We start from the raw sequence: 13,478 nt of genomic DNA on the forward strand, positions 1-13,478 counted from the left end.
TTAGCGCTGGATACCTTTCAGAAAGCATGCCATTTAAAAAGTATTTAAATATCAATGACTTAATGATTTTATGGTCTTAATGACTCGCAGTTGATTCGTGTCATTAAGACAATGAGTAGTCTTTATGACCGCAAATCCTCTGCTGGAAACCCTCATTCCTCTGGTCGCCGATCTGTCCCGAGATCTGGGTGATGGCGAGCGTTACCGTCGCCTGCTCGCCGCCTTGCGCCAGCTCTTTCCTTGCGATGCCGTGGCGCTGCTGCGACTCGACGGCGAGGTGCTGGTGCCGCTCGCGGTCGAGGGGCTGAGCCCCGACACCCTGGGCCGACGCTTCCGGGTCAGCGAGCATCCGCGCCTGGCCGCGCTGCTGGAACATGCCGGGCCGACCCGTTTCGCCGCAGACTGTGGCTTGCCCGACCCCTACGACGGACTGGTCGAGGGGCTGCATGGCCATCTTGAAGTGCACGATTGCCTCGGTTGCCCGCTCTATCTGGACGAGCAGCTCTGGGGGCTGCTGACCCTGGACTCGCTCGATCCGGCCAGTTTCGGCCTGCTCGATCTGGACAGCCTCGATGCATTCGCCAGCCTGGCGGCGGCGACGGTCAAGGTCAGCGAGCGCATCAGCGGCCTGGCACAGCGGGTTGAGGCCGAGCGCCAGCTCACCGAGCTGTACAAGCAGGCCCGTCAGCAGCCGCGCGAGTTGGTGGGACAGAGCACGGCGCTGCGCAAGCTGCAGGACGAGATTCGCCTGGTCGGCGATAGCCCGCTGACCGTGCTGATCACCGGTGAAACCGGCGTCGGCAAGGAGCTGGTGGCCGAAGCCATCCACGCCGCTTCGCCGCGTGCGCAGCGGCCACTGGTCAGCATCAACTGTGCGGCGTTACCCGATGCGCTGGTGGAGAGCGAGCTGTTCGGCCATGTGCGCGGTGCCTTCTCCGGGGCGATGAACGAACGCAGCGGCAAGTTCGAGCTGGCCGATGGCGGCAGCCTGTTCCTCGACGAAGTGGGCGAGTTGCCGCTGGCGATTCAGGCCAAGCTGCTGCGCGTGCTGCAGAGCGGCCAGTTGCAGCGCGTCGGCTCTGATCGTGAACACCGCGTCGACGTACGGGTGATTGCCGCCACCAACCGTGACCTGGCGGCCGAAGTGCGTGCCGGACGCTTTCGCGCCGACCTCTATCACCGTCTGAGCGTCTATCCGTTGCCGGTGCCGCCGCTGCGCGCGCGCGGTCGCGACGTGCTGCTGTTGGCCGGCTACTTTCTCGAAGAGAACCGCGCCCGGCTCGGCTTGCGCAGCCTGCGCCTGAGTACGGAGGCGCAGAAGGCGCTGCTGGGCCACGACTGGCCGGGCAACGTGCGTGAGCTGGAGCATCTGATCGGCCGTGCGGCGATCAAGGCGCTGGCCCGCCATGGCGAGCGCCCGCGCATTCTCAGCCTGGACGTGCAGGACCTGGATCTGCCGATGGCCGAGGCGTCGCCCCTGATCGACGAAGCACTGGCGCCCGGTGAGGTGATGCCGGCGGGCGTGGAGCTGCGTGCGGCGGTGGACGCCTTCCAGCGCAGGTTGATCGAGCAGTGCCTGGAACGTCACCAGGGCAAGTGGGCCGACGCGGCGCGCGAGTTGGGGGTGGATCGCGCCAACCTCAGCCGCCTGGCCAGGCGCCTGGGCATTCGGTAGCGGATTGTAGGAGGGGCTTTAGCCGCGATTTGACGTCGCGGCTGAAGCCCCTCCCAGGTGATCGGCATCTGTCCGTAGCCCGGATGCAATCCGGGGCCGGCAATTCCCGGAGTTCATCCGGGCTGCAGTTGGAATACCAGCGCCTTCAGGCCGCTCTCCGGCGAGATGTCGGGAAACTCCGGCGGGTTGTCCAGGCGCTCGATGAAACGCAGTTGCGGCGCTTCGGCGGCCATGCCGTCGATGAGGAAATCCGGACCGATATCCGGGGCGTTGACGCAGGCCAGCACCGTACCCTGCTCGCTGAGCAGTTCCGGCAGGCGCCGGAGAATCTTGCAGTAGTCCTGGGTGAGGGCGAAGCTGCCTTTCTGAAAACTCGGCGGGTCGATGATCACCAGATCGTACGGCCCGCTCTTGCGTACCTTGCCCCAGGACTTGAACAACTCGTGGCCGAGAAATTCCACCCGCCCCAGGTCGTGCCCGTTCAGGCGATGGTTGTCGCGCCCGCGTGATAGCGCCGCACGGGCCATATCCAGATTGACCACGCGCTCGGCACCGCCGGCGATGGCGGACACCGAAAAGCCGCAGGTATAGGCGAACAGGTTGAGCACGCGTTTGCCGGCGGCCTGCCCGCGCACCCACTGGCGGCCCAGGCGCATATCGAGGAACAGGCCGCTGTTCTGCTTGCTGCCCAGATCGAGCAGGTAGTGCAGGCCGTCCTCGACAATGGGCCACTGCGCCTGCGGCTCGCCGGCCAGCCATTCGCTCTCGCTGCCCTGTACGTAGCGGTGCTGCAGCAGCAGCCCGCGCGCTCCGCTGGCCTGCCATTGCGCTGTTGCCAGCAACTCCAGCAGCAGCGGGCGCAGCGCGGGCGATGGCTCGCGGAACAGCATCACCAGAACGATGCCGGACAGCCAGTCGACGGTGATCTGCTCCAGACCCGGCCAGCAGCGCCCGCGGCCGTGAAACAGGCGGCGGGTTTCGCTGCCGGGGTGGTTGTCCAGCGCCTGCAGCAGATGCTCGCGCAGGGTGACGAGGGCGGCGTCAGTCATCGCGGGTCAGCACTTCCAGCAGCTCGATCTCGAAGGTCAGGTCGGAGTTGGGCGGAATCGCCCCCATGCTGCGCTCGCCGTAGCCCAGGTGCGCCGGGACGAACAGCTTGCGCTTGCCGCCCACCTGCATGCCCATCAGGCCCTGATCCCAACCCTTGATCACCCGGCCGGTGCCGATCACGCACTGGAACGGCTTGCCGCGCGAGAAGGACGAGTCGAACTCGCTGCCGTCGGCCAGCCAGCCGCGATACTGGGTAGTGATCAGGGCGCCCTTTACCACGGCCTTGCCGTCGCCGGGTTGCAGGTCTTCGATGATCAGTTCGTCAGTCATGTCAGGGTTCCTTGCGATGACGGTTTTGGCTGGCCTGCACGGAGCGTTCGGCGGGAACGCGCAGCTGGGTCAGCAGGTAGTCGGCGAAAGCCGGCTCATAATTCTGCAGGGCTATGGCACCGGCCATGCAGCTCAGCCAGCTTTCCGCCAGCGCCTGGTCGATTGGCCACTGCGCATGAAAGGCCGGAATGCTGATGCTGCCGTATTTTTCGGCGAACAGGCGCGGCCCGCCCAACCAGCCACTCAGGAAACACGCCAGCTTGTCGCGTGAGGCGCTCAGGTCCGCCGGATGCAACGCGCGCAGTGCAGCGGCTTCGGGGCGCTCGTCCATCAGTCGGTAGAAGTCGTCGACCAGTCGGCGCAGGCCGTCGATGCCGCCGGCGGCCTGGTAGGAGGCATCGCCGGTGCCGTAGGGAGGTGTGCTGCTCATTGAGCTGTTCCGCGGTAAAAGCGCCATTGTAACCGCTGGCGTAGAATGGCCGGCCAGTTTGGTTTGAGGTGATGGGCACCTGCAGAGGCTGTTTTCTCCCCTCTCCCATTCATGGGAGAGGGGCCGGGGGAAAGGGGAAAAGCTCACACCCTCTCCCCAGCCCTCTCCCGCAAGCGGGAGAGGGGGCAGATCGTGCTTGCCTGAAAAGATGATGACGCAACCCCAGCAAGGCTTCGTGCTCAGCCGCCATTGGCGCGACACGCCGAACGGCACCGAGGTGGCCTTCTGGCTGGCGACCGATGCCGGCCCGCGCCAAGTACGCCTGCCGTGCCAGGAGACTGTCGCCTTCATCCCCGCCGAGCAGCGTGCCTGGGCCGAGCCATTGTTGCGCAATGAAAAGGGCGTGGAGCTGCGTCCGCTTTCCTTGCGCGACTTCAGGCGTCGCCCGGTGCTGGGCCTGTATTGCCGCCAGTACCGCCAGTTGCTGCAGCTGGAGAAGAAGCTGCGTCAGGTCGGCGTCGATGTGTACGAGGCCGATATCCGTCCGCCGGATCGCTACCTGATGGAGCGTTTCATCACCGCCTCCGTCAGCTTCGAGGGCGTCGAGCAGGCGGACGGCAGCCTGCTGTGCCGGTCGCTCAAACCCGCCGCCGATTACCGCCCGGCGCTGCGCCTGGTATCGCTGGATATCGAGACCAGTGCCCATGGCGAGCTGTATTCCATCGCCCTGGAAGGCTGTGGCCAGCGTCAGGTGTACATGCTCGGTCCGGCCAATGGCGACGCCGGCATCGTCGATTTCGACCTGGAGTACTGCGACAGCCGCCAGTTGTTGCTCGAACGCCTGAATGACTGGCTGCAGCGGCATGATCCGGACGCCATCATCGGCTGGAACCTGGTGCAGTTCGACCTGCGCGTACTGCGCGATCATGCCGAGCAACTCAAGGTGCCGCTGCTGCTGGGGCGTGGCGGTGACGTGATGGGCTGGCGCCAGCACAACAGCGGCCAGCACTACTTCGCCGAGGCGGCCGGGCGGCTGATCATCGACGGCATCGAGGCGCTGCGCTCGGCGACCTGGAGCTTTTCCTCGTTCAGCCTCGAATCGGTGGCGCAGACCCTGCTCGGCGAGGGCAAGGCGATCGACACGCCCTATGCACGGATGGACGAGATCCAGCGCATGTTCGACGAGGACAAGCCGGCGCTGGCGCGCTACAACCTCAAGGACTGCGAGCTGGTCACGCGCATCTTCGCCCATACCGATCTGCTCGCGTTCCTGCTCGAACGCTCCAGCGTTACCGGCCTGGCGGCCGACCGCAGCGGTGGTTCGGTGGCGGCCTTCACCCACCTGTATTTGCCGCCCATGCACCGTCTGGGCTACGTCGCGCCGAACCTTGGCGACATTCGCGGCGAGAACAGCCCCGGCGGTTTCGTCATGGATTCGCGCCCCGGCTTGTACGACTCGGTGCTGGTGCTGGACTACAAGAGCCTGTACCCGTCGATCATCCGCAGCTTTCTGATCGACCCGCTGGGCCTGGTCGAGGGGCTGCACCAGCCGGATGACGAACACTCGGTGGAAGGCTTTCGCGGTGCGCGCTTCTCGCGCACCCGGCATTGCCTGCCGGCCATCGTCGAGCGCGTCTGGCAGGGCCGTGAGACGGCCAAGCGCGACGGCAACGCGGCGCTGTCGCAGGCGCTGAAGATCATCATGAACGCCTTCTACGGTGTGCTCGGCTCCAGTGGTTGCCGCTTCTTCGACCCACGTCTGGCATCCTCCATCACCCTGCGCGGGCACCAGATCATGAAGCGTACCCGCGAGCTGATCGAGGCCGAGGGGTATGCGGTGATCTACGGCGACACCGACTCCACCTTCGTCTGGCTCGGCCGTGCTCATGACGAGGATGAGGCGGCGCGCATCGGCCGCGCGCTGGTGGCCCGGGTGAACGCCTGGTGGCGTGGGCACCTGCAGCAGGAGTACGGCCTGACCAGCGCCCTGGAGCTGCAGTTCGAAACCCACTACCGGCGCTTTCTCATGCCCACCATTCGTGGCACCGAGGAGGGCAGCAAGAAGCGCTACGCCGGTCTGGTGCGTGAGGTCGATGGCAGCGAGCGCATGGTGTTCAAGGGCCTGGAAACGGTACGTACCGACTGGTCGCCGCTGGCCCAGCGCTTTCAGCAGGAACTCTATCGCCTGGTGTTCGCCGGCCAGCCCTATGAAGAGTACGTGCGAGATTACGTCAAACGCACCCTGGCCGGTGAGCTGGATGAGCTGCTGGTCTATCGCAAGCGCCTGCGCCGGCGTCTCGACGACTATCAGCGCAATGTGCCGCCGCACGTGCGCGCCGCGCGTCTGGCCGACGAGCACAACCAGCGTCTGGGCCGGCCGTTGCAGTACCAGCGCGGCGGCTGGATCAGCTACCTGATCACCACCGGTGGGCCGCAACCGCTGGAGCGCCTGCTGTCACCGGTGGATTACGAGCATTACATCAGCCGTCAGCTGAAACCGGTGGCCGACGCCATCCTGCCGTTCGTTGGCGGCGAGTTCGAGCGGCTGGTGGATGGGCAGTTGGGGCTGTTCTGAGCGTCTCGGGCGTGATCACTGGCACAGGCGGTTGTGGTGCTCCAGCAGCCCCATCAGCAGCAGGGCCGGCAGCGCGGCCAGGCCCAGCAGCGTCAGTTGTCCGAGATACAGCTCGCGGAAGATCTCACCCGCGGTCCAGGTGTTGCCGTAGGCGCTGGCGAGCAGATTGACCGCGCAGTAGGCCGCGACGGCGACGCACAGGCAAAACAACGGCAGGATGGCGCCTTTGCGCAACACCCCCGCGGACGTGCCGAACAGGAACAGTACGAATGCCGGCAGGCAGGCCAGCGCCAGTTCGGTGGCGACATGAGCGTCCGGCTCGGTCGGTAGCGGCCACGCCAGGCCGAGGCCTCCCTGCTGCAGGCGGTAGGTCAGCAAGCCGATGAATAGTGCGCTGGTGGGCAGCAGGAGCAAGCCCTGCAACAGCCGGATCACTGCGCCTGACATGGCGAGAGGTACGTCGGATTGGGTATCGCTGCCCCGGGCTGGGAGAGAGGGCAAGTGCGTTGCTGCATGGCGTATCGGACCCAGGTTTATCAATGAAAAAGGCGAAGCCGGATGGCCTCGCCTTTTCTGTTCTGCCGAGCCGGTCAGTGCCTGCGCGGCACCGGCTTGAGCAGTTCGTCCGGCGGCATCTCGCACTGGATCTTGCGGCCGATCAGCGCTTCGATCGGCGGCAGGGCGAAGGCGTCGTCCTCGCCGGCGAAGCTGATCGAGGTGCCGCTGGTGCCGGCACGGCCGGTACGGCCGATGCGGTGCACGTAATCGTCCGGGTCTTCCGGCAGGGTGAAGTTGATCACGTGGCTGATGCCGTCGACGTGGATGCCACGGCCTGCAACGTCAGTAGCCACCAGTACGCGGATATGCCCGGCGCGGAAGCCTTCGAGCACCTTGATGCGCTTGTGCTGCGGCACGTCACCGGACATCTGCGCGGCGCTGACGCCGTCGCGGGTCAGGCGCTCTTCGATGCGGCGCACTTCGTCCTTGCGGTTGGCGAAGACCATCACCCGGTCCCAGGCGTTCTGCGTGATCAGGTTGTACAGCAGTTTGTACTTGTCTGCTGAGGCGACCGCATAGACGTGCTGTTCGACGGTATCGCTGGCAACGTTTTCCGGCTCGATCTCGACGATGGCGGGGTTGACCGTCCACTGCTTGGCCAGGTTCATCACGTCGTCGGTGAAGGTGGCGGAGAACAGCAGGGTCTGGCGGTCGCCCTTCATCGGCGTCTGGCGAATGATCTGGCGTACCTGCGGGATGAAGCCCATGTCGAGCATGCGGTCGGCTTCGTCGAGCACCATCACCTCGACCATGTCCAGGTGCACTTCGCCGCGCTGGTTGAAGTCCAGCAGACGGCCCGGGGTGGCCACGAGGATGTCGCAGAAACGCGATTCCAGCTGCTTGAGCTGTTTGTCAAAGTCCATGCCGCCGACGAAGCTCATGACGTTGAGCTTGGTGTACTTGGTCAGTTCCTTGGCATCCTTGGCGATCTGCACCACCAGCTCGCGGGTTGGCGCGATGATCAGCGCGCGCGGCTCGCCCATGTAGCGCTCTTTCGGCGGCGGGGTCTGCAGCAGCTGGGTGATGATTGAGATGAGGAAGGCGGCGGTCTTGCCGGTGCCGGTCTGGGCACGGCCGATGGCGTCCTGCCCCTTGAGGGTGTAGCCCAGCACGCCGGCCTGGATCGGCGTGCAGTAGGGGAAGCCCAGATCGTGGATGGCATGCATCAGCTCGGGGGCGAGCTTGAAGTCATGGAAGCGGGTCTTGCCTTCGGCCGGCTCGACCACGAAGTCTTCCAGCTTCCAGGTATCCACCGGTTTGGCCGGGCGCTCACGGCGCGGCTTGTCGGCTTTCGGCGGGCGCGGCTGCTGCGGCGTCGAACTGTCGCCTGCGGTCTCGCTGGCGCTGCGGGCGGGTTTGTTCTTGCGGGGACGCTTGTCGTCGGCGCCGCGCTTCTGGGCGGGCGCTGCTGCGGGTGACGGCGCTGGTTGTGGCTGCTCGTCTTCGGCTTTGCCGAACATTTTCTTGAGTGCTTTGAGCACGGGCTTCTCATCGACTGGTTAAGGAGTGAACGCCCGCCAGTGTAATGCAAGACGCGGGCGTGGCGAAGTGCTTCGCTCGCGTCTGTCAAGCGTGCAGCGTGGTCAGTGCGTCATTTTTCCGGGAGGCTGGCCAGCAACAGGCGCTGAACGTTGCCACCCATGATCGCGGCGATGGCGTCGTCATCGAAACCGGCGCCTTGCAGGCCTTCGGTTATCTGCGCCAGGCCGGTGACATCGAAAGGCGTGTGTACGGTGCCGTTGAAGTCCGAGCCCAGAGCGACATGCTCGACCCCGACCTTGTCGGCAGCGTAGCGGATGGCCCTGACGATGGCGGCGACCGAGGTGTCGCACACGGCCGTGCTCCAGTAGCCGATGCCGATCACTCCGCCGCTGGCGGCTATGCCCTGCAGATGCTTGTCGCTGAGGTTGCGTGTGCCGGGGCAGGTCCCTTCGACTCCGGTGTGCGAGACCAGCACCGGGCGTTTGGCCATGGCCAGTACATCATCGATCAACGGGCGTGAAGCGTGTGCCAGGTCCACCAGCATGGACTTTTCTTCCAGCCGGGTGATCACCTGGCGGCCCAGTGGCGTCAGCCCGCCTTTCTCCAGGCCGTGGGCCGAGCCGCCGACTTCGTTGTCGAAGAAGTGGGTCAGGCCGGCGATACGGAAGCCTGCGTCATACAAGACATCGATGTTCTCCAGCTTGCCCTCGATGGGTTGCAGACCCTCGGTGGCGAGCAGGGCTGCGACGCGTCGTGGGTCCGTGTTCCAGACGTCGATGAAGCTCGCCAGGTCGGCGCGGGTGCGGATCAGTATCAGGCGGCCGTCGCTGTCGGCAGCAGCGTCCTGAAGTTTCCGCGCCTGGTACAGCGCGCGTTGCAGCAGGCTTTTCCAGGTTTCCCGCGGCCAGCGCTGGGCCATGGCCAGCAGGGTGATGTTGTCGCTGTCGGCGCCATTGCTCTCGACGTTCAGGCCGCGCGGCGTCTTGGTCACGGTGGAGAACACCTGCAGGCCGAGGCGGCCTTCGAGCATGCGCGGCAGGTCGGAATGGCCATAGTCGTAGCGCTTGAGCAGATCGCGCTCCCAGAGCAGCGCGTCGTCGTGCAGGTCGGCGACGAACAGGCCCTGGTGCAACTTTTGCGCGCTGGCGCTGGCCGGATAGGGCGGCGGGCTGGCGACACTGTTCATCTGGGCGTCGATCACCCGAGGCAGACCGAGCACGGCGAGTGCGGAGAGGGGAACCAGCAGAAGCAGGGCGATCAGCAGTTTGCGCATGAGTAGCCATCCGGGCATGTTGTTATGCTGGGCACTCTAGCAGGGAAAGAGGCCCATGGTCGTCCTGCGCTCAGGGAGGCGGGCGCTGCAAGGCGCTCAGCCGCAGAGACGATTGCGCCCTTTCTGCTTGGCCTGGTACAGCGCCGCATCGGCTCGCGCGATCAGGCCCTGCAGGCTGTCCTGACGCTGCATCTGCGCCAGGCCGATGGAGATGGTGATGCCGGGCAGTACTCCAACGGGCGAATAGAAGGAGTCGACCTGTTCCAGGCTGACGCGCAGACGCTCGCCGATGCTGCGTGCGGCCTCGGCGGCGATCTCCGGAAGAAGGATGACGAACTCCTCGCCACCGAGACGTACCAGACTGTCCTTGGGCCGGAGCTGGCTGTTCAGGGTGTGCGCCACCAGGCACAGGGCGTAATCGCCGGCCAGGTGGCCGTGCTGATCGTTGTAGGCCTTGAAGTGGTCGACGTCGAGCATCAGCAGTGACATGGGTTCATCGTTGAAGGTGCAGCGGCTGCTCTCGCGTTCGAATACGTGCTCCAGCCAGCGTCTGTTGAAGCAGCCGGTGAGCGTATCGACGTTGGCGTTCTGTTCGCTGTCGAGAATCTGCCGGTTGCCCTTGCGCACGCGGTCGCAGAGCAGCTCCAGCAGGTTCTGCATCAGCTGCGGGGATTGCTGGAACAGCGCCACCAGGGACTCGCGGTGCAGGCGCAGGACGATTGAGGGGCGCTCGGCTACCACGTACGCGGAAGGGTGTTCGTTGTCGATGAAGCTGATTTCACCGGCGCAGTCGCCGACTTCGAGGGTGCTCACGGCCTGGTTGTCCAGCGACCCCAGGTAGACGCGCAACTGGCCCTCGATCAGCAGATAGAGGTGCTGGTTACGGTTGAAGGGGGAGAGCAAGACTTCACCTGCTTCCAGCTGGCAGGCGCGAAACTCCCGCAGCAGTTGATCGAGACTGCTGGTGGCGACATTCTGAAAGAGTCGCAACTGTCGAACTTGCTGCAGGTCTGCCTGCCAGTGCGCCGGTTTCATTGCAATCTCGTCGGGCCTGGCCGGGGGAATAGGCCTGAGGGCGCCACCAACGCTCCATGTCGAGTCTACGGATAGGCCGACATTATTCCCGCGCCCAGGGCGTGGCAATGCTCCGGCCGACCAGTGGTTGGGCGAAATTACCAAGCTGTTAACTGGCGCGCGTCCCTGCCCGCTCGGGGTCACGCCGCGAAGTGAATGCGATGACCCACCGCATAGCCGGCCAGGCGCTCGGCGATGGCCTCAGCCAATGCCTGATCCTGATTCGGCAAGTGGATGTGAGCCAGTTGCCCGGCCTTGTCATCGCTCAGCACCTCGACACGTGCCGCCGGTTCCAGCTCGCTGACGGCAGCCTCATAGACACGGGCAATGGCATCGAAGCGCAGGGCCGGCTTGAAGGTCTTGCCTACCGCAGTGAGCGGAATGGCGTCGATGATCCATGCATTCTTGGGAATTGCGGCCCGCTCGGGAATATGGGCGGCGGCATGCTCCAGCAGTTCCGCCTCGCTGGCCTGACTGCCCGGCTTCAACTGCACGTAGACCACCGGCAGTTCGCCGGCCTTTTCATCCGGTTTGCCCACGGCCGCCGCCAGGGCCACGGCGGGATGCTTGTGCAGGGCTTCCTCGATCATCTGCGGGTCGATGTTGTGGCCGCCGCGGATGATCAGATCCTTGCTGCGGCCAGTCAGCCAGATATAGCCATCGGCATCGACGCGGCCGAGGTCGCCGGTGTTGAACCAGTCACCATCGACCCAGATGCCTGCATTCTTGCCGGCCTGCAGATAACCCATGAACACCGTGGCGCCGCGGATGCACAGGTTGCCGATCTCATTCGGCGCGGCATCCCGAACGTAACGGCCCTGCTCGTCGAGCACCTTTATGCGAACCTCGCAGTAGGGCATCGGCAGGCCGATGGAGCCGGGGCGACGCTCTCCGTCCGGTGGGTTGGCGCAGCTGCCACAGGTGCCTTCGGTCAGACCGTAGCCTTCGATCAGGGTTAGCCCGGTCTTGGCCTCGAACTGACGGATCAGCTCCACGGGCATCGGGGCGGCGCCGCACAGTGCGTACTTCAGCGAGGACAGATCATGCCCCTCGCTGGGCACCTGCAGCAGGCCGGCATAGATGGTGGGGACGCCACTGAAGAAACTGACCTTGTGGCGTTCGATGACCTTCCAAAAATTGCTGATCAGCGTGCCGTTGCGATAGCCCTGCGGCGTGGCCAGCAAGACCTCGGCGCCGCCGATGAAGGCCGTCAGCCCGGTGACGATCACCCCGTTGACGTGAAACAGCGGCAGACCGCAGAGCGTCACGTCGCCGGGGCCGAAGCGGGTCACCAGGTTCATGCTGTAGGCCATGGCCACTTCGTTGCCGTGGCTGTGCGGCGCCAGCTTCGGTGTACCGGTGGTACCGCCGGTGTGGAAGTAGCTGGCGATGTCGTCGGCTGCGATCACGCGCCCGCTTTCCAGCTGGTCGGCGGGGCAGGCTGCGATGGTTTCATCGAAGTCCAGCACGCCATCTGGCAGCGGGCCGCGTTGAGCCCTGACTGCATTGCGTTGCGGTTCCGGCAACAGGTTGGCCATGTCCACGCAGAGAATCGCCCTGAGTTCCGGCAACTGATCTCGCAGGGCTTCGACCTTGCTCCACAGATCGGTGCCGGGGAAGGGCGCCAGGGTCACCAGCAGCTCGGAACTGGAGGCATGGATCAGTTCGGCGATGTGCTCGGGATCGAGCAGCGGGTTGATCGCATTGACGATGCCCGCCGCTTCGCCGCCCCAGATGGTGTAGTGCGTCTGAGGCAGATTGGGCAGCAGGAAGGAGACCGCCTTGCCCGGACGCAGGCCCAGGCGGTGAAAGGCGTTGGCGGTCTGGGTGATCTTGCCGAGCAGCTCGGCATAGTTCAGACGCAGCGCGGTTTCTTCTGCCGTGCCCTGCAGGATGAACGACAGCGCCGGTGCATCCGGAGTGGCCAGCGCCGTGCGGCGGATCAGCTCGAATGTACTGGCGGGTAGGCCGCGCTCGCTCAACGGCGTGCTCTCGATCTGCTGGATATCCTGCAGGGTGCGAATCAGAGGTGCTGTGTTCATTTATCGTGCATCCCTTCGGTTCGTCAGTCGGCTAGCAATTGGCCCAACCATTCGGCGATATCGCGAATCTCCTCCGGCAGAACCTCGTGGCTCATCGGATAGTCGCGCCATTGCACCTGCACGCTACTGGCGCGCAGGCGGTCGTACGCGGCGCGCCCCATGTCGGGTGTCACCACGTCGTCGAATCTGCCATGCAAACAAAGCACCGGCAGTTGTATTTTTGTATCCGCCAGCTGCATGTCGTCACTGAAAGTCGGCGCGTAGGTCGACAGCGCCAGTACCCCGCCAAGGGGCTGCGGATAACGCAGGAAGGCGGTGTGCAGTACCACCGCGCCGCCCTGGGAAAAACCCGCCAGGACGATGCGTTCAGCAGCGATGGCGCTTTCGCGCTCGGCTTCGATCAGGGCGATCACCTGGTCGGCGGACTCTTCCAGCTGGGTCTGGTTGATGGCGCGTGCCGGGCTCATGGCGAGGATGTCGTACCAGCTAGGCATGCTCCAGCCGCCATTGATGGTGACCGGGCGGGTCGGTGCCTGCGGCAGGACGAAACGCGTGCTGGGCAGACGTTCCTGCAGCATCTCGGCGACCGGCAGGAAGTCGTAGCGGTCAGCTCCCAGCCCGTGTAGCCAGATCACGCTGGCATCGGCAGTTTGTGGGGGCTGCAGGATCATGGGTGCGGTCATTGGTAGCTCCAGTGTGGTGCGGGTGCATCGATTTGGGGCGAGCCCCCGCTCAAGGCGTGGCTAATCTGTGAACAAGTTGTCGCACGGGTGAATCTTTTGCTCTTGACCCCTGTGCCTGCGGCAATTCGCCATGTACTGGTACGGGGCTTGCTACGACTCAGCCGGACTGACGACGCGGTGCGCTAACGGTAACACTGTGCCAGTGCGCACTGCTCACCAGGCAGGAATCTGCTGTGTGGGGTTCCTAACTAGACCGTCGGGGTGATGAAACGCCCAGGCGGATGACGATCCGTCTCAGGCCCATTC

The 13,478-nt window shown here is 64.9% G+C and carries 11 protein-coding genes; 2 read left to right on the top strand and 9 right to left on the bottom strand.

Annotated elements, in window-relative coordinates; genetic code table 11:
* Positions 1-124 precede the first annotated feature (124 nt).
* On the top strand, positions 125-1,675 hold the full coding sequence (norR, locus tag OEG79_RS04785; RefSeq protein ID WP_264147672.1) for a nitric oxide reductase transcriptional regulator NorR: 1,551 nt from the start codon (positions 125-127) through the stop codon (positions 1,673-1,675).
* Between the two features lie 113 nt (positions 1,676-1,788).
* Here the strand turns inward: norR and OEG79_RS04790 are convergent, their stop codons facing one another.
* From OEG79_RS04790 to OEG79_RS04800, 3 genes are read right to left on the bottom strand one after another with little or no spacing between them, the layout of a single operon-like run.
* Positions 1,789-2,724 (bottom strand): class I SAM-dependent methyltransferase, encoded by a 936-nt coding sequence (locus tag OEG79_RS04790; protein ID WP_220805103.1) that lies wholly within the window; start codon positions 2,722-2,724, stop codon positions 1,789-1,791.
* Positions 2,717-3,055, bottom strand: a complete 339-nt coding sequence (locus OEG79_RS04795; protein WP_264147673.1) for an FKBP-type peptidyl-prolyl cis-trans isomerase — start codon at positions 3,053-3,055, stop codon at positions 2,717-2,719. The genes OEG79_RS04790 and OEG79_RS04795 overlap by 8 nt, the downstream gene beginning before the upstream one ends.
* Before the next feature lies 1 nt (position 3,056).
* A complete protein-coding gene (locus tag OEG79_RS04800) occupies positions 3,057-3,485 on the bottom strand; it encodes a group II truncated hemoglobin (RefSeq protein ID WP_264147674.1) in 429 nt (142 codons plus the stop codon).
* 211 nt (positions 3,486-3,696) lie between these two features.
* Here OEG79_RS04800 and OEG79_RS04805 point away from each other — a divergent pair, with 211 nt between their 5' ends.
* A complete protein-coding gene (locus OEG79_RS04805) occupies positions 3,697-6,060 on the top strand; it encodes a DNA polymerase II (RefSeq protein ID WP_264147675.1) in 2,364 nt (787 codons plus the stop codon).
* A 15-nt stretch (positions 6,061-6,075) separates the two neighbouring features.
* Here OEG79_RS04805 and OEG79_RS04810 read toward each other — a convergent pair whose 3' ends face one another.
* The 6 genes from OEG79_RS04810 to OEG79_RS04835 form a co-directional block, all read right to left on the bottom strand.
* Positions 6,076-6,507, bottom strand: a complete 432-nt coding sequence (locus OEG79_RS04810) for a hypothetical protein (protein ID WP_264147676.1) — start codon at positions 6,505-6,507, stop codon at positions 6,076-6,078.
* Between the two features lie 143 nt (positions 6,508-6,650).
* Positions 6,651-8,099, bottom strand: coding sequence for an ATP-dependent RNA helicase RhlB (rhlB, locus tag OEG79_RS04815; RefSeq protein ID WP_264147677.1), 1,449 nt, complete (start codon positions 8,097-8,099; stop codon positions 6,651-6,653).
* Between the two features lie 110 nt (positions 8,100-8,209).
* Entirely contained in the window at positions 8,210-9,373 is a 1,164-nt protein-coding gene (locus OEG79_RS04820) for a dipeptidase (protein WP_264147678.1), read from the bottom strand.
* Positions 9,374-9,469: 96 nt separating this feature from the next.
* Entirely contained in the window at positions 9,470-10,408 is a 939-nt protein-coding gene (locus OEG79_RS04825; RefSeq protein WP_264147679.1) for a GGDEF domain-containing protein, read from the bottom strand.
* A 179-nt stretch (positions 10,409-10,587) separates the two neighbouring features.
* The gene (locus OEG79_RS04830; protein WP_264147680.1) at positions 10,588-12,489 is read right to left on the bottom strand and encodes an acyl-CoA synthetase; all 1,902 of its coding nucleotides are present in this window, start codon (positions 12,487-12,489) and stop codon (positions 10,588-10,590) included.
* A 23-nt stretch (positions 12,490-12,512) separates the two neighbouring features.
* A complete protein-coding gene (locus OEG79_RS04835; RefSeq protein ID WP_264147681.1) occupies positions 12,513-13,172 on the bottom strand; it encodes an alpha/beta hydrolase in 660 nt (219 codons plus the stop codon).
* Positions 13,173-13,478: the final 306 nt, after the last annotated feature.

It is taken from the genome of Pseudomonas sp. Z8(2022) (genome assembly GCF_025837155.1).
Lineage (GTDB): Bacteria > Pseudomonadota > Gammaproteobacteria > Pseudomonadales > Pseudomonadaceae > Aquipseudomonas.

What these genes read in the sequence shown, in the direction of transcription:
- OEG79_RS04825 (WP_264147679.1), bottom strand. Translation starts at nt 10,408, where the DNA reads ATGAAACCGGCGCACTGGCAGGCAGACCTGCAGCAAGTTCGACAGTTG.
- norR (WP_264147672.1), top strand. Translation starts at nt 125, where the DNA reads ATGACCGCAAATCCTCTGCTGGAAACCCTCATTCCTCTGGTCGCCGAT.
- OEG79_RS04800 (WP_264147674.1), bottom strand. Translation starts at nt 3,485, where the DNA reads ATGAGCAGCACACCTCCCTACGGCACCGGCGATGCCTCCTACCAGGCC.
- OEG79_RS04835 (WP_264147681.1), bottom strand. Translation starts at nt 13,172, where the DNA reads ATGACCGCACCCATGATCCTGCAGCCCCCACAAACTGCCGATGCCAGC.
- OEG79_RS04820 (WP_264147678.1), bottom strand. Translation starts at nt 9,373, where the DNA reads ATGCGCAAACTGCTGATCGCCCTGCTTCTGCTGGTTCCCCTCTCCGCA.
- OEG79_RS04810 (WP_264147676.1), bottom strand. Translation starts at nt 6,507, where the DNA reads ATGTCAGGCGCAGTGATCCGGCTGTTGCAGGGCTTGCTCCTGCTGCCC.
- OEG79_RS04790 (WP_220805103.1), bottom strand. Translation starts at nt 2,724, where the DNA reads ATGACTGACGCCGCCCTCGTCACCCTGCGCGAGCATCTGCTGCAGGCG.
- OEG79_RS04795 (WP_264147673.1), bottom strand. Translation starts at nt 3,055, where the DNA reads ATGACTGACGAACTGATCATCGAAGACCTGCAACCCGGCGACGGCAAG.
- OEG79_RS04805 (WP_264147675.1), top strand. Translation starts at nt 3,697, where the DNA reads ATGACGCAACCCCAGCAAGGCTTCGTGCTCAGCCGCCATTGGCGCGAC.
- OEG79_RS04830 (WP_264147680.1), bottom strand. Translation starts at nt 12,489, where the DNA reads ATGAACACAGCACCTCTGATTCGCACCCTGCAGGATATCCAGCAGATC.